This is a genomic window from Nocardia huaxiensis, from assembly GCF_013744875.1.
In the GTDB taxonomy this organism is placed as follows: Bacteria; Actinomycetota; Actinomycetes; order Mycobacteriales; family Mycobacteriaceae; genus Nocardia; species Nocardia huaxiensis.
Genome location: NZ_CP059399.1, coordinates 5,228,376 through 5,251,272, shown reverse-complemented (window position 1 = coordinate 5,251,272; position 22,897 = coordinate 5,228,376). Strand labels below are relative to the sequence as shown.

Below are 22,897 nucleotides of genomic sequence, written 5' to 3'. Positions count from 1 at the left end.
TCAGTGCTGGTCATATTCGAACTCCTTCGTGACCCGACGAACCAACTCCCGGGTCTGCTTGTCCTCCAGCGCGGCACTGCGGATTGCCGAAGCATATTCACTATAGATCCGCACGTCATCGGGCTTTTCCAAGTACACGTCCTGAGTCGGGCCGCCTTCGATGTACACGATGGGGGGCTCGATAGGTCCGGCTTCGACGCCGAAATCGAGGATCGTGAAGGATCCTCGCGGAATCCCCCAGGTCAATCCCGCAGCGTAGGGGTGCAGGCGCACCGAGACATTCGGCAGCTTCGACACCTCGGCGAGATGCCGCAACTGCGCTGCCATGATGCGCCTGTCGCCGACCAGTCGATGCAAGGCTGATTCGTGCAGGAGCACTTCCAGCACAACAGGATTGGTTCTCCGCGTGATCAGAGCCTGACGCTTCATTCGAAGTTCGATGCGGCGGTTGACGTCGCTGGGACTGGTGAATCCGGGAAACGCGCTGATGACGGCGCGAGCATAGTCGGCGGTCTGCAGCAGGCCGGGAATGTGCTCGTGATAAGTGACCAAACGGCGAGCGGCAGCTTCCAGTCCCACGTACATGTTGAACGCGTCCGAGTACAACCCACCGTAGGCGTGGTACCAGCCGTGGGCTCTCGCCAATGCCGCCAGGTCCATGGCCGCGGCGGTGTCGGCCTCGCCGACTCCGTAGACCTCGCAAAGGGCGCGTACGTCTTGTTTGCGCACCTTCTGGGTCTGGCCGGCTTCGATCCGTTGCAGGGCGGATTGCGATAGATCTACCAGTTTCGCGGCAACACCGAGGGTGAAGCCGTTCGCCTCCCGCCATTCCCGGAGGAACCGGCCGAGCTGGCGGCGCGGGAGTGTTGAACTCGGATTGAACTCAGTGTCGTCCTCGTGCGCACTGGTCATGATGTCGTCCCATCACAATGTGAAATCGGGTCGATCGGGCAGCGAAATCGGGTGGGGTTCTGCGCGTTTGCGAATCAGATCCTGGCGGCTTGCACGACTTGCTTCTGGGAAACCGAATCAACTGTATCCGGTGCGCTGCTGGTGGTGTGCTGAATTCACCACGACGGCAGGGAGGTAGGAACGATGTCGCACAGCAATCCTTGGTCGGTGCAGGCGATTATCGATCGCATCGAGGCGGAGAGACCGCAGGGCGCGGGGTCGGCAAGAGTGCGGAAGTCCTGGGTCGAACGGTTGCGGAGGTCGGTGTTCGGTTCCGGGACAGTGTTTTTCGGGGGTCGTCATGCCATGCGATGATCCGGATCTGGTCGAGGTGCAGGTTATTGCGGATGTGCTCGAGACGGTGGAGGCGCGGCTTCGGGAGCGGGAGCTGTGCGGGTGGCGGTTGACGGTGCCTCGGTCGCGGGTCTATGCGGCCGTGTTGCATGCGGTGATTGTGAGTGCGCGTGCGTCGCATCGGATTCCGGCGACGCTCGATCGGGCCGACATCCTCGACGCGATCTTCGATGGAATCGAGCCGACGTGGTCCGGGAGCGGAGCGCGACCGGTCGAGGATGTCATCAGGAGCAGTACCGTGCACGTGAATTGACGGTGCGGGCCGATCAGTCGCGCGATGGGTCGGGCTGCCACGGGCTGTAGGGGCGGCCTTCGGTTTCGGCGGCGGTCTTTGCCGAATTCAATTGGTAGGGGGTGATTCCGCCGGGCTGCCAGGGGCCGACGGAGCCTGCGGTGATGGCCGATCCGGATTTGGGGACGAGGCCGATTTCGTTGCGTACCAAGGTGATCGGCCGGTCGGCGAGGGTGAACCAGTCCAGGTCGAGGAAGTCGTGGCTGCCCCGGGTGAGGGCGCCGCGGCGCATGGCGTCGCCGAGGCGACCGGCCATTCCGGAGGTGCGCAGGTGGCCTTCGTTGGCTTCGAACAGCCCTGCGCCGGAACGGAGGTAGCCGGTTTCGAAGAGGGAGATGACCATGGCGAGCAGGCTGAAGGCCCGGGGGTCGTCATTGGCGCGGGCCATGAAGGCGAAGACTTCGATCTCGTTTTCCAGGGTGGTGCCGTAGCCGGCCAGGACGTGGACCCAGTCGTGCTGGGCGAGTAGCGGCGGGGCGGAGCCGGGGAGGCCGGGGCTGACGAAGCCGCGGTCGCGGTAGAAGTCGGCGACGCCGCGGCCGAGGGTGCCGACGGGCAGGTCGCGCAGTTCGGCCCAGCGGGCGGCGAGGGCCGGGTCGTCGACGACGGCGCTCCAGGAGCTGTCCAGGTCGTCGGTGTGCAAGGCGCTCAAGCGGATCGCGTCGAGGCCGCCGAGGTAGCCGTTGCGGGAGAAGTCGACGGCGGCCAGGTCGACCGCGCCGTCGGCGTATTTCTGGGCGACGGCGATCATGTCGTCGTCGACGGCCAGGGCGTCGGCGAATTCGCGCAGCCGGGCGGCGGTGGCGGCGGGCAGCGGGCGCACCACCAGCGCCGACAGCAGCATGGTCTGCACGATGCGTTCGCGGAAGATGCGGTTGCGCCGGGCCAGTCCCGTGCCGAACTCCGCCGCCGAAATCGGTGTCAGCTCCGCCAGTTCGACCGGATGCCCGGTCATGGACAGGAACAGGGCCGGGATCAGCAGCTCCTGCAAGGGGGTGAGTCCGTCCTCGCCGCGCGCGGCGGCGGCCACACCGCGTGCGAGCAAACGCACCTCGGCCGCATCCGGCGGGGTCAGCAGCACGTCTTCCATCAGCACCCTCCCGGCGCGGTCAGCGACATGATCGTCGCCGCCATTGTCGTCGCGAATCCTGTTCGGCGCGCGCTCATTTCACTGAGGGCGTAGTGCGCGACGGCACACCCCCGGCTGCCGAGCAGGCTGGGTTGCGGGTCCTCGATCACCTCGACCCGCACCCCCGACATCAGCGCGCCCGCGATCGCACCGACCCCCTGCATCAGGCCCGCGCCGCACAGATCACCACGCTGTGGCGGCCGGCCGCGTGGTGACCTCACAGATCCGAAGATGCTTCGGTGAGCCAGGCCACAACGCCCATGAAACCGATGATATGACCAGCACAGTCGCCAATTAGAGAATCATCTTCAGCAATATGGAGATGATCTCGCAGATTCTTCATACTCATCGCATTGGCGGCGGTGGTCGCCGTTTCCGACGGAACGACGTTCAGGAAGGCTGCAATGAAGATCGGAATTCCCCGCGAGGTGAAGAACCACGAGTACCGGGTGGCGTGTACGCCGGCCGGCGTACACGAGCTGGTGTCGCGTGGACACGAGGTTTTCATCGAAGCGGGCGCGGGCCTGGGTTCCGCGTTCGAGGACGGCGCGTACAGCGTCGCCGGTGCGCGGGTGCTGGGCACCGCCGACGAGGTGTGGGGCACCGCCGATCTGGTGCTGAAGGTGAAAGAGCCGGTCGCCGAGGAGTATTCGCGCATGCGCTCGGGTCAGGTGCTGTTCACCTACCTGCATCTGGCCGCGTCCAAGGAGTGCACCGACGCCCTGCTGAACTCCGGCATCACCTCGATCGCCTACGAAACCGTCACCGCCCGTGACGGTTCCCTGCCGCTGCTGGCCCCGATGAGCGAGGTCGCCGGGCGGCTGGCCCCGCAGGCCGGGTCGTATCACCTCATGCGCAGCGGTGGCGGCCGCGGCGTGCTCATGGGTGGGGTTCCGGGTGTGCGGCCCGCCAAGGTGGTGGTGATCGGCGCGGGTGTCTCCGGCCGCAATGCGATCGCGGTCGCGCACGGCATGCACGCCGATGTCACTGTGCTGGATCTGAATATCGCCCGCCTGCGCGAGATCGACGATCTGTATCACGGCCAGGTGCGCACGGTCATGTCCAATCGGCTCGAGCTGGAGAACCTGGTGCGCGAGGCCGATATGGTGATCGGCGCGGTGCTGGTACCGGGCGCGAAGGCCCCCACCCTGGTGTCGAACGAGCTGGTGGCGCAGATGAAACCGGGTTCGGTGCTGGTCGACATCGCCATCGATCAGGGCGGCTGCTTCGCCGATTCGCGTCCGACCACGCACGCCGATCCGACCTACCGGGTGCACGATTCGATCTTCTACTGTGTGGCGAATATGCCTGGCGCGGTGCCGAATACGTCGACGGTGGCGCTCACCAATGCCACCCTCCCCTATGCGCTGGCCCTGGCCGACAAGGGCTGGCGGGCCGCGGTGGCCGACGATGCGGGCCTGGCGGCGGGGCTGAGCACCCATGACGGGGTGCTGCTGTCGGAATCTGTCGCGGCAGCGCACGGTTACGCGGCGCACAGCCTGGCGGCCTGATTCCGGCCGGGCCGCCGCGGTCCCCTCGAGCGGCGGCCCGGCACTCAGTTCGTCCGGTGCCCGCCGGGCCGCACGTGCTCGAAGATCAGGATGGTCTCGGTGGAGGCGACCGCCCGATGCGCGCTCAGATGCTCGACCACGAAGCGGCGCAGCTCGTCGGAATTCGCGGTGGCGACATGGATGAGGTAGTCGTCGGCCCCGGCGATGAAGTAGACGTTCTCCACCTCGGGCAGCGCCGCCATCTGATCACCGAAGGCGGCCAGGTGGCCGCGCGCCTCGGAGTGCACGCGCACCGCGATCATGGCCTGGAGGTCGCGGCCGAGGGCGGCCGGATCGATATCGGCGTGGAAGCCGCGGATCACGCCGCGCTCGACCAGCGCGCGCACTCGCCCCAGACACGTCGAGGGCGCGATGCCCGCCGCGGCGGCGAGCGCATTGTTCGTCATCCGCCCGTCGCGGGCGAGCTCGTCGAGCAGCAGCCGGTCGATATCGTCGATCGGGGCACGCGGCCGGGGCACCGCCACCGGGACCGCTGGCGAAGGAACCTTCTTCACAGTGGCACTCTATCGAAGATTCTTCACCTCGTGATCGGATACCGATCCGAATATTCGACACAGCGCATGCGGGCTATTCTCGACCCGTGGATATCTACTGGCACGCTGTCACGCCGCCGCCGGCCGCCTGATCGGGCGCACCGGCCGACATTCGTCTCACCACCCGGCTGATCCATTGGGACAGCCCGTTTTTCGTCGTGCGCCCGTTCCGATTCCTTCCTCCCTGGAATTCGACGACGGAGTCCACGACTGTGCCGAATCAACATCTCACCACGCCCGCACCCATTCTCGCCGCCGCCGTCCTGTGGGGCACCACGGGGACCGCGGCATCCTTCGCGCCCGCCGGAACACCCGCTGCCGCAACCGGTTGCGCCGGTCTGGCTCTGGGCGGACTGCTCCTCTACGCCACCGCGCGCGGTAAGCGACTGCGCTACACCGGATCCCAACGATGGCTGCTACTTCTCGGAGCCTGCGCGGTGGCCGGATACCCGATCACGTTCTATCCGGCGGTGGCGCGCACCGGGGTTGCCGCCGCCACCGTCCTCGCGCTCGGCGCGGCACCGGTATTCGCGGGCCTGCTGGCGTGGCTGACCGGACACGGCAGACCCACCGCCCGCTGGGTGCTCGCCACCGCGCTCGCCGTGATCGGTTGCGCCGTCATGATTCTCGATCCGGGCTCCGATTCCGGGCACGCCGTCGACCCGCTGGGTGCGGCGCTCGCGGTCTGCGGCGGATTCACCTATGCCGTCTACTCCTGGGTCGGCAGCAGGCTCATCTCGGACGGCCATGCCTCCGACCGCGTGATGGGCGCGATGTTCGGTCTCGCCGCGCTGCTGGTTCTCCCGGTGGTGCTCGCCACCGGCACCGCCTGGCTGACGACGCCGCGCGGTGCGGCGGTGGCCCTGCACCTGGCGGTGTTCACCACCTTCCTGGCCTACCGCCTGTTCGGATACGGCTTGCGCCACACCAGCGTTGCCGCCGCGACCACCCTCACCCTGGCCGAGCCCGCCGTGGCGGCGATCCTGGGTGTGGCCGTCGTCGGTGAGCGGCTCTCGCTCGTATCCTGGTGCGGCATGGCGGTTCTCGCGGCGGCGCTGGCCGTCCTCACCGCCCGGCGATCTCCGCGCCGGGTTGTTCCAGCCGCGAATGCCGGCGCGAGTACCCGAAGTACACGATGAGCCCGAGCAGCAGCCAGGCCGCGAACCGCGCCCAGGTCTCCCACGGCAGCGACCAGATCAGGTAGATCGAGAACCCGATCCCGACGATCGGCACCACCGGCATGAGCGGCAGCCGGAATTCGCGCGGTTCGTCGGGCCGGGTGTAGCGCAGCACGATCACCGACACGCTCACCACGATGAACGCCATGAGAATGCCGATATTGGTCAGCTCGGCCACGGTATTGATGGGCAGCAGCCCGGCCAGCACCGCCGACGCGACGCCCACGATCCAGGTGACCCGGGTCGGAACCCTGCGCTGCGGATGGGTTTTGGCGAACCACTCCGGCAGCAGCCCGTCCCGGCTCATGGCGTACCAGACCCGGGTGACCCCGAGCATGAAGGTGAGCACCACGGTGATGATGCCGACGATCGCGCCCACCGCGATCACATTGGCGATGCCGGGCATCCCCACGGATTTGAACGCGGTGGAGAATCCGCTCGTCGGGCTGATCTCGGTGTACTTCTGCATGCCGGTGAGCACCAGCGTCGCCAGCACGTACAACACCATGGCGATGGCCAGTGAGTACAGAATCGCTTTGGGCAGTTGCTTTTTCGCCTCGGTGGACTCCTCGGCGGCGGTGCTCATGGCGTCGTAGCCGAAGACGGCGAAGAACACCGTGGCCGCGCCGGTCCACACCGCCGCCGAACCGTAGGGGAAGTACGGGCTGTAGTTGGCGCTGTCGATGTGGAACACACCCAGACCGATGATCAGCAGCACCAGCGCGACCTTGATGCCCACGAACACCGTCTCGAACCGGCCCACGCTCTTGATGCCGCGCGAGAGCACCCACGCGGTGCCGAGGCAGAACACCACCGCGAACACGTCGACCCGATGCCCCTCGCCGGTCCCGGGCGCGCCGAGCATCCATTGCGGCAGGCTGAATCCGATCTGTTCGACCAGGAAGTTGAAGTATCCGGATACGCCGATGGCGACCACCGCCGCGACCGCGATGTACTCGAGCAGCAGATCCCAGCCGATGAACCAGCCCGCCAGCTCTCCCAGCGACACATAGCCGTAGGTGTAGGCGGATCCGGCCTTGGGCACCATGCCCGCGAATTCGGCGTAGCACAGTGCCGCGCAGGCGCTGGCCACACCGGCGATGAGGAACGAGATGAGCACGGCGGGCCCGGTGGTCTTGTTGGCGACCGACCCGGCCAGGGAGAAGATGCCCGCGCCGATGATGCCGCCGACCCCGATGGCGGTCAGCTGCCACAGGCCCAGGTGCCGGGCCAGGCGTTCATCGGCGGGTGTATCGGTCTCGACCTCGGTGAGGGGTTTGCGGCGCAGCATCTGGCCGCGCAGTTCGGCGAACGACATGCGGTGTCCTTCCGGTGCACCGCGCCCTGCCCCGTCGCAGGAACGCGGGCCGCAATCGGGCAGGCTCACACCATACGGTCCGGCACGCCCGTTTCATCCGATGAATCGGCGGACCCGATTCCAAATCGTTGCCGGGGCGAGTCAGTGCCAGACGGGATCGGCGGGCACCGCCGCCAGCGCCAGCCACGGCAGGGATCCGAGCAGCAGGCACACGAACGCGTTCACCCATTTGTGCTCGACCAGGATTCCGGCGAACTCTCGCAGGATGGCGCTGGGCAGGTAGTAGAGGGCGGTGGGTGCGCCGGCCACATCCGCGTCCAGCCCCAGCTGCCGGGCCAGGATGGCCGTGCGCAGCGCGTGAAAGTTGCTGGTGACCAGCACCATTCGCGCGTCGATGCCGCGCTCGGCGAGCAACTGTCTGGTGTAGAGCAGGTTTTCACGAGTCGTGGTCGAGCGGTCCTCGCGCAGGATGGCGTCGCCGGGCAGGCCCTTGTCGATCAGGTAGCCGGCCATGGCGTCGGCTTCGGCCAGCGCCTCGTCCGAACCCTTGCCGCCGCTGGTGACCAGCAGTGGCCGGTTGCCGGAGGCGACCTCGGCCGAATAGACGTCGAGCGCCCGATCCAATCGGCTCGCCAGCAGCGGCGGAACGCGCGCACCGATCAAGCCGGACCCGTGCACCACGATCGCGCCCATCCCCCGCCGGTACGGGAGACGAAGGTAGACAGTGGAATACAGCAGAAAGGCCAGCAGCAGGAAGCCGATATAGCTGACCATGAGGGTGATCGAGGCCATGGCGGCGACGAACCAGGTCCGGCCGATCAGCAGCGTCACCACCAGCAGCACGTACGGCGCGACCAGCGCCACGCCGAGCCCGAACGACAGCAGGTTGGCCACCCGCCGCCCTTCGCGGCGCACCATCTGCACGCCATTGGCGATCAGCAAACCCGCGAGCACCAGCACCAGCAGGGGCGACAGCACGATCACCACGAACACCATGAACGACAGCGCACTGCTGCCATCGGTGTCCAGCAGTCCGATCACGGTGAACGCCAAGGCGATCAGCAGCAGGATGCCATTGCCGAAGCGGCGGGGTTCGCGATGGACGCGCAGCGCGAACAGGCCGAGCAGGGCAATGCCGAGCAGAAGGGCGAACATTCAGCAACCGTATCGGCCGCTCGAGCGCCCCGTCCGCTCCGGCACGCCGGAGGGCCTTTCAGTCCGTGTCGCCGGACTCCAGCTCGGTGGCCTTCGGGGCCGTCCCCGACAGCCGGATGACCCCGGCGTCGAGATCGATCGCGACCCGCGGCCGGTGGCTCTGGCCGTCGCCGCTCTGCCCGCTCTCGTCCTCGAGCTTCTTGCCGGGGAACAGCTCGCCGATCACACCCATGGCCTCCACCATAGTTCGACCTGTCGGACCCGGCGACTAGGGTGCATCGCCATGCAGCCCGCCACCGCCGCCGTCGTGGATCTGGTCACCGCCGTCACACCGTGGGATGAGATCGAGCAGGGCCATATCGAGCACACGCTCGCCTGGCTCGGCTCCACCGACGACATCTTCCGGCGCGTCCAACCCGTCACTCCCTCACCGCATTTGGTGGTGTACGTGGTGCTGGTGGATCCCGGCACGCGCGGGATCTACCTCGGCATGCATCGCAAGGCGGGCCGGTATCTGCCGCCGGGCGGGCATGTGGATCCGGGCGAGCATCCGTTCACCGCCGCCGCGCGGGAGGCGCGGGAAGAGCTGGGCATCGTTGCGGCATTCGATGTGGTCGGCGAGAAACCGCTGTTCGTCACCGTCACCGATGTCCCGTTTCCGGAGCCACACGTGGACATTTCGCTGTGGCATGTGATCCGGGGCGACCGGACCGCGCCCTATGCGCTGGACCAGTCGGAGTTCGAGGACGGGCGGTGGTGGGATCTCGACGCCCCCGACCTCCCCGAATCCGATCCGCACCTACCCCGCTTCCTCGCCAAACTGGATTGCGCGCTCGCCACTCCGGTCCGGTAGAGCGCGCCGTCCCGGCGGGGCAGGTGAACATCGAGCGAACCGCTTCGCCCGCGGGATCGGACGTGGGATGCTGGGGCCGGGGCCGGATTCGAACTGTGCTGTGCCGAACGGGTGGGAGTTCGTCATGTCGGTGGCGGATGTCGAGGTACTGATCGTCGGCGGCGGGCCGGTGGGGCTCACCGCGCGAGCGCTGCTGGAACGCTGGGGCGTGCGGGCGCTGCTGGTGGAGAAACATGATGGGCTGTCGCCGTTTCCACGGTCGCGGCTGGTGAATGTGCGCTCCATGGAGATCTTCCGGCGCCTCGGCATCGACCGGCAGGTCACCGCACAGGCGTTCCCGCCGGAGTTCGGGCGCATCCGGTTCCGGGACACATTGCGGGACACCGATTTCGCCACCGCGGGCATGGTGGGGATCAATGCGCCGATTCCGGCGAGCCCCGCGCTCGGCGTGGTCACCTCGCAGGACCGGCTGGAGCCGACCCTGCTCGGCGCGGCCGCCGCGCCCGTCCGGTTCTGGACCGAACTGGTCGAGCTGTCCGAGGAGGCGGACGGGGTCGCGGCGGTGCTCGCGGATCATCGGGGCCACAGCCGGACCCGCGTGCGCGCACGCTATGTGGTGGCCGCCGACGGCGCGAATTCCACTGTGCGCCAGCAGCTCGGCATCGGCACCACGGGGCCCGGTGCGCTGGGCCGGTTCACCAGCGTGGTTTTCGACGCCGACCTGCATCGCTGGTGTGCCGATCAACCGGCCGGGGTGTACTTCACCGGCAATGGCGCGCTCGGGCCGATGTATCCCGAAGGCGGCTGGACGTGGTTCGTGCCCACCCCCGAGGATCCCTCGAGCACCGATTGGGCCGGACTGGTGACACAGGCCCTCGGCCCCGGACCCGAGGTGCAGGTCGAAGTGCTGCGGTTACAGCACTGGGTGATGAATGCCTTTGTCGCCCAGCACCTCGCGCGGGGCGCGATCCTGCTCGCCGGTGACGCCGCGCACGCCGTGCCGGTGTTCGGCGGCATGGGCATGAACGCGGGCCTGGCCGACGTGCACAACCTGTGCTGGAAGCTGGCGGGCGTGCTGCGCGGGTGGGCGTCGCCGCGGCTGCTGGAAAGCTATGAGCCGGAACGGCATCCGGTCGCCGAGCGCACGCTCGCGCAGGCGGTGGCCAATACGCAGCGGGCGATCGAGGTGCAGCGGCGGCATCGAGAACGGCGGACCCGGGCCGCCACGGCCGGATGCCAGGTCGAGATACCGTGGTCCGAACGGTTTTTCGACCAGCTGGACCTGATTCTCGGCGTCACCTACGAATCCGTGGCGGTACTCCCCGAGGACTCCCCCGCGCACCCGGGCGAGTCCGCCGCGGCGGTGGTGCAGCCGGACCACGCGGCCCCCGTCGCCGCACCCGGGCACCGCATGCCGCACCTGTGGCTCACGCCCGACCGTTCCACCCTCGATGCCTGCGGCGAGTGGTTCACCCTCTTCACCCCCGATCCCATTGCCTGGCACCAGGAAACAGGTCCGTGGCCGCTACGAATCGAGCCGCTGTCCCCCGCGCAGGCCGAACGGTGCGGCCTCGGCCCGCACGGCGCGCTGCTGGTCCGCCCCGACGATCACATTGCCGCCCGCTGGCGTGACCATGCCCCCGCCTCGACGCTGCGCCGAGCCCTCGAGGCGGTCACCGGCCTGGATTAGGTGAGCTGTTCGAGCATTTCGACCTGACCGGCCGCCACACCGGTGAGTATCGCCCGCGCAGTGGCCAGCAGCTGGGCGACCTGCGGCGAGGTGAGCTCATAGGTCACCGAGAGTCCTTCGCGGCGTGCGGTGACCAGACCCGCGCGCCGCAGAATCGACAGCTGCTGAGACAGATTCGCGGCCTCGACCCCGATCTCGGTGATCATTTCCGAGACCGCGCGCTCCCGTTCGCTGAGCAGTTCGAGCACGCGAATTCGTACCGGGTGGCCGAGTATTTTGAAGAACTCGGCCTTCATTTGATAGAGCGGTCTCTGCAATCCCGGCATGATTGCGCAGTCTAGAGGTCGCGGTCGCGGACCTGTCTCGATCCAATCAGATTGCAGAAGTTGGAAATTGCAGACCTTCTGGAATCCTTCATCAATTCGGTATCGATTCCCGCACACGCGAGTAGTGTCTGCGCACGCGACGCCGAAACGGCGGGACAGAGAGGAAAAGCCATGGCGGACATGGACGTTTCATTGAAGGACATGATGATGGTGGACGGCGCGCTCGGCGCCGCGGTCGTCGACTACACCAGCGGCATGCCGCTCGGTGGGCTCGGCGGTTCGAAGAGCTTCGACCTGGACATCGCGGCGGCCGGCAATACCGAGGTGGTACGGGCCAAGATGCGCACCATGGAACAGCTCGGCCTGGCCGACGAGATCGAGGACATCCTGATCACCCTGGGCGGTCAGTACCACCTCATCCGCCCCACGCGTGGCCGCCGCCGTCGCGGCCTGTTCCTCTACCTGGCCCTCGACCGGTCCCGCGGCAATCTCGCCCTGGCGCGCCACCGGCTCAAGGATATCGAGGAGAATCTCGAAGTCTGAACCGGCGGCGCAAGCCCCGCAATGGGTTTCGTATCCCACAGCCGCAATGTCAGCGTTCGCGCCGATACAGGCGCATGGTGACGGGACCGAATAGCGCGACCAATACCGCGCAGGTCAGCATTACCCAGCCGAGTTCGCCGGCGACCGGCTGCCCGTGCATCAATCCGCGTACCGCGCTGACCAAATGGGATACCGGATTGACATCGACGAAGCCCCGCAGCCATCCGGGCAGGGTGGCGGGATCGACGAAGATATTGCTGACGAAACTCAGCGGGAATGTCACGAGAATGGCCAGGAACACCACCGACTCCGGTGTGCGCGCCGCCAGGGCCAGGCTGGTCCACACCCACGACAGGCTCCAGGCGAACAGCAGCACCAGGCCGATGCCGGCGAGCAGTCCGGTGAGCCCGGCGTCGGGCCGAAAGCCCAGCAGCGCACCGGCACTCGTGACCACCGTCGCCGCGATGGCGTAGCGGGCCAGATCGGCCAGCAGTGCGCCGACCAGTGGGGCGGGCTGCCAGATCGGCAGGGAGCGGAAGCGGTCGAACACGCCCTTGGTGATATCGGCATTGAGGGCGACGGCGGTGGATTGCGTGGTCATGATGACGGTCATGACGAGTATGCCGGGCAGCACCGACTGCAGGTAGCCGCCGGTGGAGCCCGCGAGGGCCCCGCCGAACAGGTAGGTGAACATGACCAGCATCAGCAGTGGGAACACGGTTACGTCCGAGAGCTGGTCGGGCACATGCTTGATGCGCAGCACCGCCCGCCAGGCGAAGGTGAGCGCGGCCGTGGTGGGTGCGGTGCTCATGCCGGAATCTCCTCGGGGACATCGGGTTCGGGCTGGTGGCCGGTCAGGGTGAGGAACACGTCGTCGAGACTGCGTGGGCCGACCGCGAATTCGCCGACCTCGATTCCGGCGCGGGTGAGCTCGGTCAGCGCCGCGCCCGCGCATCCGGGATCGGCCACCGCCGCGGTGAGCAGCAGGGGGTCCTCGCCGTCGTGCACGGGCACGGCGAGCACCCGGGCCAGTAGCCGCCGCGCCTCCGCACGCCGGGCCGGATCCCGCAGGCGCACATGGACAGCGCCCGCGCCGAGGGATTCCTTGAGTTCGGTGGTCGTGCCCTCGGCGATGACGCGGCCGTGGTCGATGACCGCGAGCCGGTCCGCCAGCCGGTCGGCCTCCTCGAGGTACTGGGTGGTCAGCAACACGGTGGTACCGCCCTCGGTGAGTCCGCGCACGACATCCCACACCTGTGCGCGGCTGCGCGGGTCCAGGCCGGTGGTCGGTTCGTCGAGGAACAGCAGATCCGGTGTGGCCACGATGCTCGCCGCGATATCCAGCCGACGGCGCATGCCGCCGGAATAGCGTTTGGCCTGCCGCTCGGCCGCCGCTTCGAGATCGAAGGCGGACAAGAGTTCTCGTGCCCGGTCCGCGGCGGCGCGCCGCCGATAGCCGAGCAGCCGCGCCATCAGCACCAGGTTCTCCATTCCGGTGAGATCCTCGTCGACCGAGGCGTACTGGCCGGTCAGGCTGATGCGGGCGCGCACGGCCGCGGTCTCGGTGACGACATCGCGGCCGAAGATGAGCGCCCGGCCCGCGGTGGGCCGGATGAGGGTGGCGAGCATGCGGATGGTGGTGGTCTTGCCCGCACCGTTGGGTCCGAGAAAACCGTAGACGCCGCCCTGCGGGACGATCAGGTCCACACCGTCGACCGCGACGGCCGCGCCGAACCGCTTACACAGACCCTCGGCCTGAATAGCATACGGGGACATGGCCTTTCACCGCCCCACCGGCGCGACGCGCAACCGCAGGACCTGATCGACGCCGAAGATCCACTGCCCCAGACGTTCCTGCCGAGACTGGTAGCGCGCCACCGAGGCGGCATCGACCAGCTCCGGCGCACTGGCGCGAAACACGATGCCGCCGTGCACGATTTCGGCGGTTCCGGCCGCCCGCACGTTCTTGAGCCAGTCCGGCGTGGTCCCGTAGGGCAGGGAAATCAGGAAGTTCTCCCCGGCCTCGGTGACGCCGACCGGCGTCTCGTAGCTCTTGCCGCTGGACCTGCCGATATGCCGGATGACCGAGGCCGACGCACCCGCGCCACCGGCCGTCTTCAGCACCTGGCGATTGGTGACACGCCGGTTGAAACGACGCACCACGGCCAGCCCCGGCGCATAGCCGGTGCGCATCACCACGATCAGGAAGAGGAACCACACCAGAGCCAATCCCACCGGGGTCCCCGCGATTACCGCGATCCAGATCCACACGATCGATCACCTACCCTTACGTTGTAAGTCTTATGACGTAAGGGAAGCATTACAACGTAAGGCTGTCAAGACCGGGAAAACTTACGACGTACGGTAAATTGCAGGTCATGGTCACCGATCACCGTCCTCGCCTGAGCCGGGAGCAGATCCTGCACGCCGCCGTCGACCGCGCCGACCGGGACGGGGCCGACGCGGTCACCATGCGCAATATCGCCACCGACCTCGGAGTCGAGGCCATGTCGCTGTACTACCACGTCAAGAACAAGGCCGAACTGCTCGACGGCATGGTCGAAGTGGTGCTGGACGCCATCAACCTGGCCGTCGAACCGATCGCCTTCGAATCACCCGAGGACTGGAAACCGGTACTGCGCCAAAGGATTCTGACCGCGCGCCGCATCCTGCTCGGGCACCCGTGGGCGCCGGCGCTGATCGGCACCCGCTCGCCGATGACGCTGTCGATCATCGCCTACTTCGACGCGGTGATCGGCATTCTGCGCCGCGGCGGGTTCTCCTACGATCTCGCCCACCACGCCATGCACGCACTTGGCAGCCGGGCGCTGGGCTTCACCCAGGAACTGTTCGGGCCGCCGGCCGATCAGTCCGACGACGAGGCGAGTGCGGCGCTGGCCGCCATGGCCGATCGCTTCCCGCATATCGCGGGCATGATCGCCGAGGACCCGCACGACGCGGCCTCCCCCGCCCTGGGCTGGTGTGACGATCAGACCGAATTCGAGTTCGGTCTGGACCTCATCCTCGATGGACTCGAGCGCCTGCGCGTCACCCACTGAGCGGTAGATCAGGCCGGTCGCGGGGCGAGGGTGGGGGCGACGAAGCGTTCGATCATTTCTCGTTCGGCGGCGGCGTCGGGCAGGGGCCAGGCAAGCAGGGCGAGGACGATGCGGACGATCCACTGGGCGGTGGCGGCATCGGGTGGCAGACCGGTGACGGTGAGGGCGATGCGTCCGAGTTCCGGTGCGGTGGAAAGGTATTCGTCGGCGCCGCCGGAGCGGACATTGGTGAGCCATTGCGAGAGAGCGGGATCGGCGCGGATGGCGGACACCGAGGCGAGGATGGCCTCCACCGCGCGACGGGAGCCGTAGAGGGCGGCGACCTCGGCGCTCACGCGCGCCGCGACCGTCGCCGCGGAGGTGGTCATGACGGCGCGAACCAGCTCGGTCTTGCCGCCTATGTGACGGTAGAGGGTGGCCCGCGAGCAACCTACCCGGGCGGCCACGTCTTCGATGCTGACGCGCTCCACGCCGCGCTCGAGGAACAGTTCGACGGCGGCCGTCTCGATGCGCTTGCGCGCCACCGTTCTCCGGTCGCCACCGGCGAGCCAGTCGACGCGCGGGTTCGACGCCATGGGCACCTGCCTGTCCTTCAGCCATCTCGACGCGAGACATATTGCCTGAGCTGTCGCACGGATGTCGAGACGCAGGCAGTCGGATGACCACACGCTTTCAAGTGAGCAAGCGGTTCGGAAGATCGAGAACTCTCCAGCCCGCCGAGGTGGCCGGATCTCATTGAGAGACGCTCGTTGACAACCATTTCAGCGGCGTCCACCGTTGCGCCCACCATTGAGTTCCAACCAGCGGAGGCGGCGATGACACCGAGGTCGGCGGACGGTATCGACATTTTCGGTCCGGCGTATCTGGAGGACCCGTATCCGATGTACCGGACGCTGCGCGAGCATTCACCGGTCCATCGCGTGCCGGGCACCGAGTTCTATCTGGTCTCGTCCTGGGAACTGGTGACCGAGGCGTGTGCCCGCACCGAGGATTTCTCCTCGCATCTGACCGCCACGCTGGTCCGGCAGCCCGACGGCCGCGCCGCCACCTTCGACATGGACCACGGCGGGCAGGCCCTGCACGTGCTGGCCACCGCCGACGACCCCGCCCACCGGACGCATCGCAGACTCGTCTCCTCGGTGCTGGCCAAGCGGATTCGCGACATCGGCCCGGTCGTCGGCGACCTGGTGGACCGGCTGTGGTCGCGGGAACTGCGCGACGGGCGGATCGACTGGGCCACCGCAATGGCCGACCAACTGCCCCTGGCCGTGGTGGCCGCCCTCATCGGCCTGCCCGCCGCGGATGTGCCGCAACTGCTGCGCTGGGCCTACGACAGCACCGAAATGCTCGGCGGCGTGGTGTCCGAGGAACGGCTGCTCCCGCTGCTCACCTCCGCCGCCGAACTCACCGGCTACCTGCACGAGCGTCTCACCGAGGCGAGAGCCGATGCGGCACAGCTGGATTCGGGCACCGACCTGCTCGCGGTCCTGGGCCGGGCCTGCGCGACCGGAACACTCACCCACGAGGTCGCCGTGCTCATCCTGGTGCAGCTGGTCGGCGCCGGCGGTGAATCGACCGCGGGCCTGATCGCCAGTGCCGCAAGGATTCTGGCGACCGACGCCGCCCTCCAACACCGCCTGCGCGAACAGCCCCACCTGCTGGGCGCATTCCTGGAGGAGACCCTCCGCCTGGAGTCCCCCTTCCGCGCCCACCACCGCCACGTCACCCGCGATACCGACCTGGGCGGACTATCCCTGCCCGCGGGCAGCCATCTCCTGCTGCTGTGGGGTGCGGCCAACCGCGACCCCGCCGCCCACCCCGATCCCGATACCTTCGACCTCGAAAGAGGCAGCGCCCGAACGCAACTCGCCTTCGGCAAGGGCGCGCACTTCTGCCTGGGGTCGGCGCTGGCCAAGGTCGAGGCACACGCGGCCATCGCCGCCCTGCTCGAGCGCAGCACCGGCATCGCCCTCGATCCCGATCGGGAGCCGCAGTGGGTGCCGAGCCTGTTCGTGCGCAGGCACAGGACGCTCCCACTGCGCATCACGGCCCCGTAGACGATCACGAGTTACCTTGCATCCCAACCGGTTTCGTTGCCTACCGCTTGCTGGACACGCGATCGATTCGGGACCAAAGACCCTTCCTGCCCGGCGGCGCGGCTGCCGACACTGAACCCATCCCACCGGGACGGAAGAAGGCGCATCATGCCACTGTCAGCAGCCGACCTCGCCAGTCTGGGCGAGACTCCGATCACCCTGCGATCGACGGCCTTCGCGAACGTCTACCTGCGCTTGGACGGTTCGGGGGTCAGCAGCCCCGCCGATTACGGAGGCGGCCTGGTCAACTGCCAGTACACGGCCGGGTCCTACGAGCAGTTCCGGGTCCGGCCGCAGTCCGACGGTTCCCACGCCTTCGAGTCCGTGGCGTTCCCGAAGGTCTATCTGCGGATGGATGGCAGCGGGGTGACCACGCAGACCACCTCCGGCGGCGGAACGGTCAACTGCCAGTACGGTTCCGGCGGGCCGGGGCCGTACGAGAAGTTCCACGCCGGCCCGCAACCGGACGGATCGTTCTCGCTCGAGTCGATCGCCTTCCCCAAGGTGTACCTGCGCTTGAACGGCACCGGCGTCACCGCGTTCAGCGGCAGCGGCGGCGGAACGGTCAACTGCCAGTTCGCCGCCGACGGCGGCGTCCACGAGAAGTTCTTGCTCGAGCCGGCCGATCAACGCCTGGACTTCCGGATGCAGCACCAGCAGCAGACCCAATGGTGCTGGGCCGCAACGGCGGCCAGCGTCGAACTCTTCTACAACCCCGCATCGCAGTGGACGCAGTGCGCGGTGGTCGATGCCGAGGTCGGCCGCTCCGACTGCTGCGGTGGCGCGGGATCGGTGTACCCGTGCAATCAACCGTGGTGGCTGGATCGAGCGTTGCAGCGGGTCGGGCACTACAACCAGATCATGGGGCCCATGACCACCCTCCAGCTCGCCACCGAACTGACCCATGCCCTACCGGTCGGCACCCGGGTCGGATGGGCCGGTGGCGGCGGGCACTTCATGGTGCTGCGCGCGCGGTTCGTGGCCGATGGCGTCGAGTACGTCAGCGTCGCCGACCCGTGGTACGGCGATTCGGATGTCACCGACGCCTCCTACCGCAATGCCTACCAGGGTTCGGGCACCTGGACCCATTCCTACAAGACCAAGCGCTGAGGACCCCGTCATGCCACTGCATCTGCCCGAGCCGCCCGCCGATGTCCCCGGCGCGGTGACGCGACGTCTGCACGCCTTCGCCGACAGCGGGAAGTTCTCCACCCGGGCACTCGAAGCCACCCCCCGGAACCGGCTCGAACTGTCCACGCCCCATGAGGTTTTCACCATGGGGCTCGACGACCTGGCTGCGAACGCCGGCCTCGACCGCGCCCGGCCGGTCGGCTGGCGCTACCTGGTGACCGATGGCAGCCAGATCATCGCGAGCGCCGAAACCGTCCAGGCTCCCGACGGTTCCCAGGAGGTTGCGCAGTTCACCGAGGGCCCGTTCGGGGTCGGCACCGACAAGGCGGTCAAGACCCTCCGCAAACTCCCGCAGCTGGAGAAGAAGGGATACGAGCTGCGTCTGCTGCGCATCCCCGCCCTCTACCTGATGGCGCTGTGGCTGCACTCGCCGGCCGAGGACCTGCTGGCGCCGCTCGAGCCCTCCCCCATCGGAAAGGAAGGCAAACCCGTACCCGCCGCGGACTTCCTCGCCGAACTGTCGGAACTGGCCCGCAATACGACCGCCCCGCCCGCCTGACCATCGAATACGACTGCGGCCGAACGGACGCGAGCTCGCCGTGAGACAGGGCGAGCCCGCGCCGATATCCGCGGGCCGATCACGGGACGATGGCCGCGCCGTTGCGCAGGGCCCGGCGTGCCTCCTCGACCGCGTCGGCCCACGGGCGATCACCGAGGTCGGTGTAGTCGGTGCCGTCCATGACCGCGCTGGACAGGATCACCTGCGGGGTCAGGGTCGCCAGCAGATCGAGGCTGGCGAGCAGGGCGTCCCGGTCGCTGTAGCCCTCCAGGTAGCCGGCCCACCAATCACCCTGCTCGCCGCGCAGGATGGTGTCGCCGGTGAAAAGGTAACGGCGGCCGGAGATTTCGGCCAGGTAGACGGTGCTGCCGGGAGTGTGGCCGGGGGCCGGGATGACTTCGAGGCCGCCGACTCCGGTGTGACGGCCGGTGAAGGCGTCGTCGACGGTGGTCGCCGTGACCAGGGGTGTTTCGACGGCATGGATGTGGAGTTTCGTGCCGAAGCGTTCGGCGAGCGTGGCCAGGGTGGAGGTGATTTCGTCCTGGTGGCTCAGGTATTGGTGGGCGGCGCCGCCCAATTCGGCGATGTGGTCGATCTCCGCGGGGAGGGTGGTGTTGTAGAAGAGAATATTGCCGTCCGGGCGGGTCCACAGGTAGGCGTGGGTGTACAGGCCGGGAGCGGGGTTCTGGGCGTCGGTGACCCAGAGGTCGGGGGCGATCTGTCGCATGGTCGGCTCCTCTCGCGTGGGTCGCCGGTATGGGCGGCCCGTTATCGGTAAGGCGCGAGAACGGATCCAGCATTGCTGGATCCGCGCCGCTGGATGCCGATCGCGATTCCGCGGCCCGGCTCAGACCGTCCAGCGGATGTCGCGTTGCGGCTCGTAACGGCAGACGACGCCCAGGGCCACGCAGGCGCGCAGATGCTCGCCGAGGGCCGGATGGCCGCGTTCGATGCGGCGCAGGGAATCCCGGATGCGGGCGGAGACGGTTTTGCGGGCGCGTTCGGCGTCATCACCGAGCAGACGGGTGCGGCCACCCAAGCCCGCCGCACGACGCAGTTCGTCGAGCAGCGCCGCACGTTCGGCGTCGGCCGCGGCGGCCCGACCGTCATCGAACAGTTCACGCGCGCGCTCGATTTCGGCGTCGAGGTGGGTGAGCCGGCGACGGTACTCGGCCTTGGCGCGCTCATCGAGCACCGTGTCCGCACCGAGCCTGCGCGCGCCCCGCACCACCTCGGCAGCGCCGGGACCACCGGCGAGCTCGAGCGCGGAGATCTCCTGCCCCGGATGCGACACGAGCGTATGCAGATCACGCAGCCCCTTGGCAGCGGGCAGATGCAGGGTCCGGCCGCCGAAGCGCAGCGTCCACACGCCGTCGGCGAGCCGGAAGACCGCACCCGACGGCTCCATCGCCGCATGGTCCCGCAGCGCCTCGCCCCGAGGTCCACCGGAATGCATTCGGGCCGAAGCTCTTTCAGCGGCTGCCACCCAGGGGGCCGCGCGCAGGCGGCGGGCAGCGGCGACGGCGGACTCCAATTCCGTCGTCGCGGCCACGGGGTCCTGCGCGGCCATCAGCCGCCCCAGCCAGTACGAGTACGGCCCGTACACCGCACCCCCTCCCGCCACCACGGCCCACAATCCCCGCAGCGGCCACAGCGCATCCCAGGCGATCTTGCGCGGTTCGGGCTCGTCCAGCACGATCGCGGCGTACGCGAGAGCGACCAGCGGCCCCGCGTGGAAGTGCCGCGGATAGGTTTCCAGCAGGGCGCGCACCTCGTCGAAACCGCCTCGCACCGTGGCGAATCGGGCCTCGACGTCGACGGGGTCACCACTGCTCCGGTCGGGTCCGCCGGCGGTGACAGCGCTGTCGTCGCCGGCGCCGAAGAGCGGTCCTTCGGGGTCGAGGAGGCGGGCGGCTTCGATGAGGCGGGGCACGATCGGGTAGGCGCCGCCCAGTTCCCGGTACCTGGCGTGGATGTCGGTGGCGGCGGTCCGGGCGGTGAGGGCGAGCGCCCAGCGCTGCTCCAACCAGAGTGGGAGACGGTCCACTTCGCCGATGCGCTCACCCAGGGCGTAGGCGCTGTCCATGGCCTGGGCCGCCTCGTCGAAGCGGCCGGCGAGCACGGCGAGGGCGGCGGCGCGGGAGCGGGCCATGAAGCGGGGGCGGGGCAGGCGCGACCGGTCGGCGAAGGCGGTGAAGGCGGCCTGTTCGAGATGCGTTCGCGGGTCGCCCAATTCGAGCAGGGCGGCGATTCGCAGCACGAAACCTTGCCCGCGCAGGTCGTCGTCTTCGGACCGCTCCCCCAGCGCGTGAATCTCGTCGGCGAGGGCGAGCCGTTCGGCCGCGGTGCCCGGCCGCCAGATGGCATCGTGGCGCGCCACCAGGCTCAATCCCAGGGCGTGCCCGTCGCCCGATCGGCGGGCCAGGCGGAGCGCGTCGGCACTCATGGTCTCGGCGGTGGCCATGGAATCCGTTGTGCGCCTCGATGATCCGGTGTGCACGCGGACTCGGGCGGCGGCTGCCAGCAGGCGAACGGCCAGCGGGTCCGCGGCCGATCGCTGTGCGATGTACAGCGCATGCGCCGCGTCGATCAGCTCGATCTCTTGCGCGGCCGCGCCTTCGGGGTCCGGCATGCCCAGTTCGTGCAGGCCCAGCGCGGCACGGGCGAACAGCTCCGCGTCCGATCGTGCACGCGCCGAACGGATCACGTCCGCGTAGACGCGGCGGGCGCCCGGCAGGTCACCCGCACTGTGCCAGGCAGCCGCCAGATCCAGTTCCAGCTCTGCCCGACGCGCCGGCTGGTCCACCGGGAACACGGTGAGCGCACGCGCCAGATGCTGCGCGACCTCTCCCGGCGCCATCCGGCCACACGCGTCGTTCGCGGCGGCGAGCAGGTACCCCAAGGCCCGATCATCGGTCGCGTCGTCGCTCGCCGCGTAGGCGTGGTGCGCCAAATCCCCCGGGGTGGCCCGCGAAACCTCGCGGGGCACACGCTCCAACGCCACGATCAGCGCCTCGTGCCGGGACCGGGCCTCGGAACCGTCGACCCGGGCCATGAGGGTCTCGCGCACCAGATCGTGGACGAACACGGCCCGTGCCTCGTCCGGACGCTGTATCAATCGGGCGCGCTCGGCCACCGTCAGCGCGCCGGGGACCTCGGCCGCCGACGGCCCGCCCGCCTCGAAGGCCGCCTGCAGCACCGCGATTCCGAACTCCCGGCCGGAGAAGGCGGCCGTGGTCAGTACATCCACCACCTGTCCCGGCAGTGGCGCGAGCCGCGCCTCGAGGGTCTCGCGGACACCCGGGGTCAAGGTCTCCATGGGGCTGCCGCTGTGCCACAGCCGCGCGGTCTGCTCCGCCAGGAATGGGTTGCCGCCGGTGAGGGCGGTCATCCGGGCGGCGATATCGGCGGGGACGGTGCGACCGGTCGCGCGGGCGGCCAGCGCGGCGATGTCGGCGGCGGGCAGCCCGGCCAGCTCGATCGTGCGCGCCGTCGACCACAGCTCGGCGAAAGCTGTTCGCAGCAGCTCGTTTTCGCTGTGCAGATCGGTGTCGCGCAGCGCCGCCAGCAGGGCTATGCGTTCGAACCAGGAGTGGCGGGCCACGAAGGTCAGCAGGCGGATCGATTCCGCATCCGCCCGGTGCAGGTCGTCGATGACCACGACGAGCGGCCGTCTCCGCGCCGCTGACACCAGCGCGGTGGTCACCGCGTCACCGATGCCGAAGAGTTGATCGCCGCCGGCCTGCGGCGCATTCGCCGGATGCGACAGCACCGGTCGCGATTCGCCCCGCGCCACCGGAAGCACGCCCGCCACCCCGGAATCCGCCGCACCCGAGGGGTCGATGAGCAACATCAGTGCCGCACCCGCACCGGAGACGATGCCGTCCCATTCCTCCGGACAGCAGGCGGTGCGCAGACCACGCAGAATCTGCACCCACGGCCAGTACCCGGGAACCCCGTCGCCGGACCAGGCGGTGCCGGTGAGGACCAGCGCCTCCGCCTGGAACTCCGACACGACGTGGGTGAGCAGCGCGGTCTTGCCGATGCCCGCTTCGCCGGTGACCAGGACCAGCCCGCCGTGGCTGGAGACGGTGCGCCGGAGTTCTTCGCGCAGCACCGATTCCGCGTGCTCCCGACCGATCGGTGCCATGCCCGACAC

Annotated in this window: 24 protein-coding genes; 10 read left to right on the top strand and 14 right to left on the bottom strand. The window is 68.6% G+C overall.

Annotated features, from left to right (window positions below):
- On the bottom strand, positions 1 to 912 hold the full coding sequence (locus H0264_RS23635) for a helix-turn-helix domain-containing protein (RefSeq protein WP_181579571.1): 912 nt from the start codon (positions 910 to 912) through the stop codon (positions 1 to 3).
- Positions 913 to 1,252: 340 nt separating this feature from the next.
- Between H0264_RS23635 and H0264_RS23630 the strand changes: the two genes are divergently transcribed.
- A complete protein-coding gene (locus H0264_RS23630; protein WP_181579570.1) occupies positions 1,253 to 1,558 on the top strand; it encodes a hypothetical protein in 306 nt (101 codons plus the stop codon).
- Between the two features lie 13 nt (positions 1,559 to 1,571).
- Here H0264_RS23630 and H0264_RS23625 read toward each other — a convergent pair whose 3' ends face one another.
- Together H0264_RS23625 and H0264_RS23620 are read right to left on the bottom strand one after the other, a co-directional pair.
- Entirely contained in the window at positions 1,572 to 2,687 is a 1,116-nt protein-coding gene (locus H0264_RS23625) for a hypothetical protein (protein WP_181579569.1), read from the bottom strand.
- The gene (locus tag H0264_RS23620; protein ID WP_181579568.1) at positions 2,687 to 2,947 is read right to left on the bottom strand and encodes a hypothetical protein; all 261 of its coding nucleotides are present in this window, start codon (positions 2,945 to 2,947) and stop codon (positions 2,687 to 2,689) included. The genes H0264_RS23625 and H0264_RS23620 overlap by 1 nt, the downstream gene beginning before the upstream one ends.
- Positions 2,948 to 3,130: 183 nt before the next feature.
- Here H0264_RS23620 and ald point away from each other — a divergent pair, with 183 nt between their 5' ends.
- Positions 3,131 to 4,237, top strand: coding sequence for an alanine dehydrogenase (ald, locus tag H0264_RS23615; protein ID WP_181579567.1), 1,107 nt, complete (start codon positions 3,131 to 3,133; stop codon positions 4,235 to 4,237).
- Between the two features lie 44 nt (positions 4,238 to 4,281).
- Here ald and H0264_RS23610 read toward each other — a convergent pair whose 3' ends face one another.
- The gene (locus tag H0264_RS23610) at positions 4,282 to 4,791 is read right to left on the bottom strand and encodes an Lrp/AsnC family transcriptional regulator (RefSeq protein ID WP_181579566.1); all 510 of its coding nucleotides are present in this window, start codon (positions 4,789 to 4,791) and stop codon (positions 4,282 to 4,284) included.
- 251 nt (positions 4,792 to 5,042) lie between these two features.
- On the opposite strand from H0264_RS23610, the gene H0264_RS23605 reads away from it, so the two are divergent.
- Positions 5,043 to 5,969: an EamA family transporter gene (locus H0264_RS23605; RefSeq protein WP_181579565.1), complete on the top strand. Its 927-nt coding sequence runs from the start codon at positions 5,043 to 5,045 to the stop codon at positions 5,967 to 5,969.
- Here H0264_RS23605 and H0264_RS23600 read toward each other — a convergent pair.
- The 3 genes from H0264_RS23600 to H0264_RS23590 all read right to left on the bottom strand — a co-directional run bounded on the left by H0264_RS23600 (position 5,896) and on the right by H0264_RS23590 (position 8,713).
- Positions 5,896 to 7,326: an amino acid permease gene (locus H0264_RS23600; RefSeq protein ID WP_181579564.1), complete on the bottom strand. Its 1,431-nt coding sequence runs from the start codon at positions 7,324 to 7,326 to the stop codon at positions 5,896 to 5,898. The genes H0264_RS23605 and H0264_RS23600 overlap by 74 nt on opposite strands.
- A 141-nt stretch (positions 7,327 to 7,467) precedes the next feature.
- Positions 7,468 to 8,481, bottom strand: a complete 1,014-nt coding sequence (locus H0264_RS23595; RefSeq protein ID WP_181579563.1) for a YdcF family protein — start codon at positions 8,479 to 8,481, stop codon at positions 7,468 to 7,470.
- Positions 8,482 to 8,539: 58 nt separating this feature from the next.
- The gene (locus H0264_RS23590) at positions 8,540 to 8,713 is read right to left on the bottom strand and encodes a hypothetical protein (protein ID WP_181579562.1); all 174 of its coding nucleotides are present in this window, start codon (positions 8,711 to 8,713) and stop codon (positions 8,540 to 8,542) included.
- Between the two features lie 51 nt (positions 8,714 to 8,764).
- Here H0264_RS23590 and H0264_RS23585 point away from each other — a divergent pair, with 51 nt between their 5' ends.
- The gene (locus H0264_RS23585; protein WP_181579561.1) at positions 8,765 to 9,334 is read left to right on the top strand and encodes an NUDIX hydrolase; all 570 of its coding nucleotides are present in this window, start codon (positions 8,765 to 8,767) and stop codon (positions 9,332 to 9,334) included.
- Positions 9,335 to 9,458: 124 nt separating this feature from the next.
- Positions 9,459 to 11,024, top strand: coding sequence for an FAD-dependent monooxygenase (locus H0264_RS23580; RefSeq protein ID WP_181579560.1), 1,566 nt, complete (start codon positions 9,459 to 9,461; stop codon positions 11,022 to 11,024).
- Here H0264_RS23580 and H0264_RS23575 read toward each other — a convergent pair.
- Positions 11,021 to 11,350: an ArsR/SmtB family transcription factor gene (locus H0264_RS23575; protein WP_181579559.1), complete on the bottom strand. Its 330-nt coding sequence runs from the start codon at positions 11,348 to 11,350 to the stop codon at positions 11,021 to 11,023. The two genes, H0264_RS23580 and H0264_RS23575, sit on opposite strands and share 4 nt — an antisense overlap.
- Positions 11,351 to 11,521: 171 nt before the next feature.
- Between H0264_RS23575 and H0264_RS23570 the strand changes: the two genes are divergently transcribed.
- Positions 11,522 to 11,893: a hypothetical protein gene (locus tag H0264_RS23570; protein ID WP_181579558.1), complete on the top strand. Its 372-nt coding sequence runs from the start codon at positions 11,522 to 11,524 to the stop codon at positions 11,891 to 11,893.
- Positions 11,894 to 11,942: 49 nt separating this feature from the next.
- Here the strand turns inward: H0264_RS23570 and H0264_RS23565 are convergent, their stop codons facing one another.
- From H0264_RS23565 to H0264_RS23555, 3 genes are read right to left on the bottom strand one after another with little or no spacing between them, the layout of a single operon-like run.
- Positions 11,943 to 12,704 (bottom strand): ABC transporter permease, encoded by a 762-nt coding sequence (locus tag H0264_RS23565; RefSeq protein WP_181579557.1) that lies wholly within the window; start codon positions 12,702 to 12,704, stop codon positions 11,943 to 11,945.
- Positions 12,701 to 13,669: an ATP-binding cassette domain-containing protein gene (locus H0264_RS23560; RefSeq protein WP_181579556.1), complete on the bottom strand. Its 969-nt coding sequence runs from the start codon at positions 13,667 to 13,669 to the stop codon at positions 12,701 to 12,703. Before H0264_RS23560 ends, H0264_RS23565 begins: the two co-directional genes overlap by 4 nt.
- 6 nt (positions 13,670 to 13,675) lie before the next feature.
- Positions 13,676 to 14,164 (bottom strand): nitroreductase family deazaflavin-dependent oxidoreductase, encoded by a 489-nt coding sequence (locus H0264_RS23555; protein WP_181579555.1) that lies wholly within the window; start codon positions 14,162 to 14,164, stop codon positions 13,676 to 13,678.
- Between the two features lie 107 nt (positions 14,165 to 14,271).
- On the opposite strand from H0264_RS23555, the gene H0264_RS23550 reads away from it, so the two are divergent.
- The gene (locus H0264_RS23550) at positions 14,272 to 14,952 is read left to right on the top strand and encodes a TetR/AcrR family transcriptional regulator C-terminal domain-containing protein (RefSeq protein WP_181579554.1); all 681 of its coding nucleotides are present in this window, start codon (positions 14,272 to 14,274) and stop codon (positions 14,950 to 14,952) included.
- A gap of 8 nt (positions 14,953 to 14,960) precedes the next feature.
- Here the strand turns inward: H0264_RS23550 and H0264_RS23545 are convergent, their stop codons facing one another.
- A complete protein-coding gene (locus H0264_RS23545) occupies positions 14,961 to 15,527 on the bottom strand; it encodes a TetR/AcrR family transcriptional regulator (protein ID WP_181585775.1) in 567 nt (188 codons plus the stop codon).
- Positions 15,528 to 15,767: 240 nt separating this feature from the next.
- Between H0264_RS23545 and H0264_RS23540 the strand changes: the two genes are divergently transcribed.
- From H0264_RS23540 to H0264_RS23530, 3 genes are all read left to right on the top strand, one after another.
- Positions 15,768 to 17,009, top strand: coding sequence for a cytochrome P450 (locus tag H0264_RS23540; RefSeq protein ID WP_181579553.1), 1,242 nt, complete (start codon positions 15,768 to 15,770; stop codon positions 17,007 to 17,009).
- Between the two features lie 147 nt (positions 17,010 to 17,156).
- Complete coding sequence (locus H0264_RS23535; protein ID WP_181579552.1) at positions 17,157 to 18,158, top strand: fascin domain-containing protein; 1,002 nt, start codon at positions 17,157 to 17,159, stop codon at positions 18,156 to 18,158.
- Between the two features lie 10 nt (positions 18,159 to 18,168).
- Entirely contained in the window at positions 18,169 to 18,738 is a 570-nt protein-coding gene (locus H0264_RS23530) for a hypothetical protein (protein WP_181579551.1), read from the top strand.
- A gap of 79 nt (positions 18,739 to 18,817) precedes the next feature.
- Here the strand turns inward: H0264_RS23530 and H0264_RS23525 are convergent, their stop codons facing one another.
- Positions 18,818 to 19,465 carry an MBL fold metallo-hydrolase gene (locus H0264_RS23525; protein WP_181579550.1) on the bottom strand — a complete coding sequence of 216 codons (648 nt, stop codon included), beginning with the start codon at positions 19,463 to 19,465 and terminating at the stop codon, positions 18,818 to 18,820.
- A 120-nt stretch (positions 19,466 to 19,585) separates the two neighbouring features.
- Positions 19,586 to 22,888 carry an ATP-binding protein gene (locus tag H0264_RS23520; RefSeq protein ID WP_181579549.1) on the bottom strand — a complete coding sequence of 1,101 codons (3,303 nt, stop codon included), beginning with the start codon at positions 22,886 to 22,888 and terminating at the stop codon, positions 19,586 to 19,588.
- Between the last annotated feature and the right edge of the window lie 9 nt (positions 22,889 to 22,897).

Coding starts and splice junctions, on each gene's coding strand:
- H0264_RS23635 (WP_181579571.1), bottom strand. CDS start 912: ATGACCAGTGCGCACGAGGACGACACTGAGTTCAATCCGAGTTCAACA.
- H0264_RS23575 (WP_181579559.1), bottom strand. CDS start 11,350: ATGCCGGGATTGCAGAGACCGCTCTATCAAATGAAGGCCGAGTTCTTC.
- H0264_RS23525 (WP_181579550.1), bottom strand. CDS start 19,465: ATGCGACAGATCGCCCCCGACCTCTGGGTCACCGACGCCCAGAACCCC.
- H0264_RS23560 (WP_181579556.1), bottom strand. CDS start 13,669: ATGTCCCCGTATGCTATTCAGGCCGAGGGTCTGTGTAAGCGGTTCGGC.
- H0264_RS23535 (WP_181579552.1), top strand. CDS start 17,157: ATGCCACTGTCAGCAGCCGACCTCGCCAGTCTGGGCGAGACTCCGATC.
- H0264_RS23585 (WP_181579561.1), top strand. CDS start 8,765: ATGCAGCCCGCCACCGCCGCCGTCGTGGATCTGGTCACCGCCGTCACA.
- H0264_RS23540 (WP_181579553.1), top strand. CDS start 15,768: ATGACACCGAGGTCGGCGGACGGTATCGACATTTTCGGTCCGGCGTAT.
- H0264_RS23625 (WP_181579569.1), bottom strand. CDS start 2,687: ATGGAAGACGTGCTGCTGACCCCGCCGGATGCGGCCGAGGTGCGTTTG.
- H0264_RS23520 (WP_181579549.1), bottom strand. CDS start 22,888: ATGGCACCGATCGGTCGGGAGCACGCGGAATCGGTGCTGCGCGAAGAA.
- H0264_RS23595 (WP_181579563.1), bottom strand. CDS start 8,481: ATGTTCGCCCTTCTGCTCGGCATTGCCCTGCTCGGCCTGTTCGCGCTG.
- H0264_RS23630 (WP_181579570.1), top strand. CDS start 1,253: ATGCCATGCGATGATCCGGATCTGGTCGAGGTGCAGGTTATTGCGGAT.
- H0264_RS23570 (WP_181579558.1), top strand. CDS start 11,522: ATGGCGGACATGGACGTTTCATTGAAGGACATGATGATGGTGGACGGC.
- H0264_RS23600 (WP_181579564.1), bottom strand. CDS start 7,326: ATGTCGTTCGCCGAACTGCGCGGCCAGATGCTGCGCCGCAAACCCCTC.
- H0264_RS23550 (WP_181579554.1), top strand. CDS start 14,272: ATGGTCACCGATCACCGTCCTCGCCTGAGCCGGGAGCAGATCCTGCAC.
- H0264_RS23530 (WP_181579551.1), top strand. CDS start 18,169: ATGCCACTGCATCTGCCCGAGCCGCCCGCCGATGTCCCCGGCGCGGTG.
- H0264_RS23590 (WP_181579562.1), bottom strand. CDS start 8,713: ATGGGTGTGATCGGCGAGCTGTTCCCCGGCAAGAAGCTCGAGGACGAG.
- ald (WP_181579567.1), top strand. CDS start 3,131: ATGAAGATCGGAATTCCCCGCGAGGTGAAGAACCACGAGTACCGGGTG.
- H0264_RS23580 (WP_181579560.1), top strand. CDS start 9,459: ATGTCGGTGGCGGATGTCGAGGTACTGATCGTCGGCGGCGGGCCGGTG.
- H0264_RS23545 (WP_181585775.1), bottom strand. CDS start 15,527: ATGGCGTCGAACCCGCGCGTCGACTGGCTCGCCGGTGGCGACCGGAGA.
- H0264_RS23565 (WP_181579557.1), bottom strand. CDS start 12,704: ATGAGCACCGCACCCACCACGGCCGCGCTCACCTTCGCCTGGCGGGCG.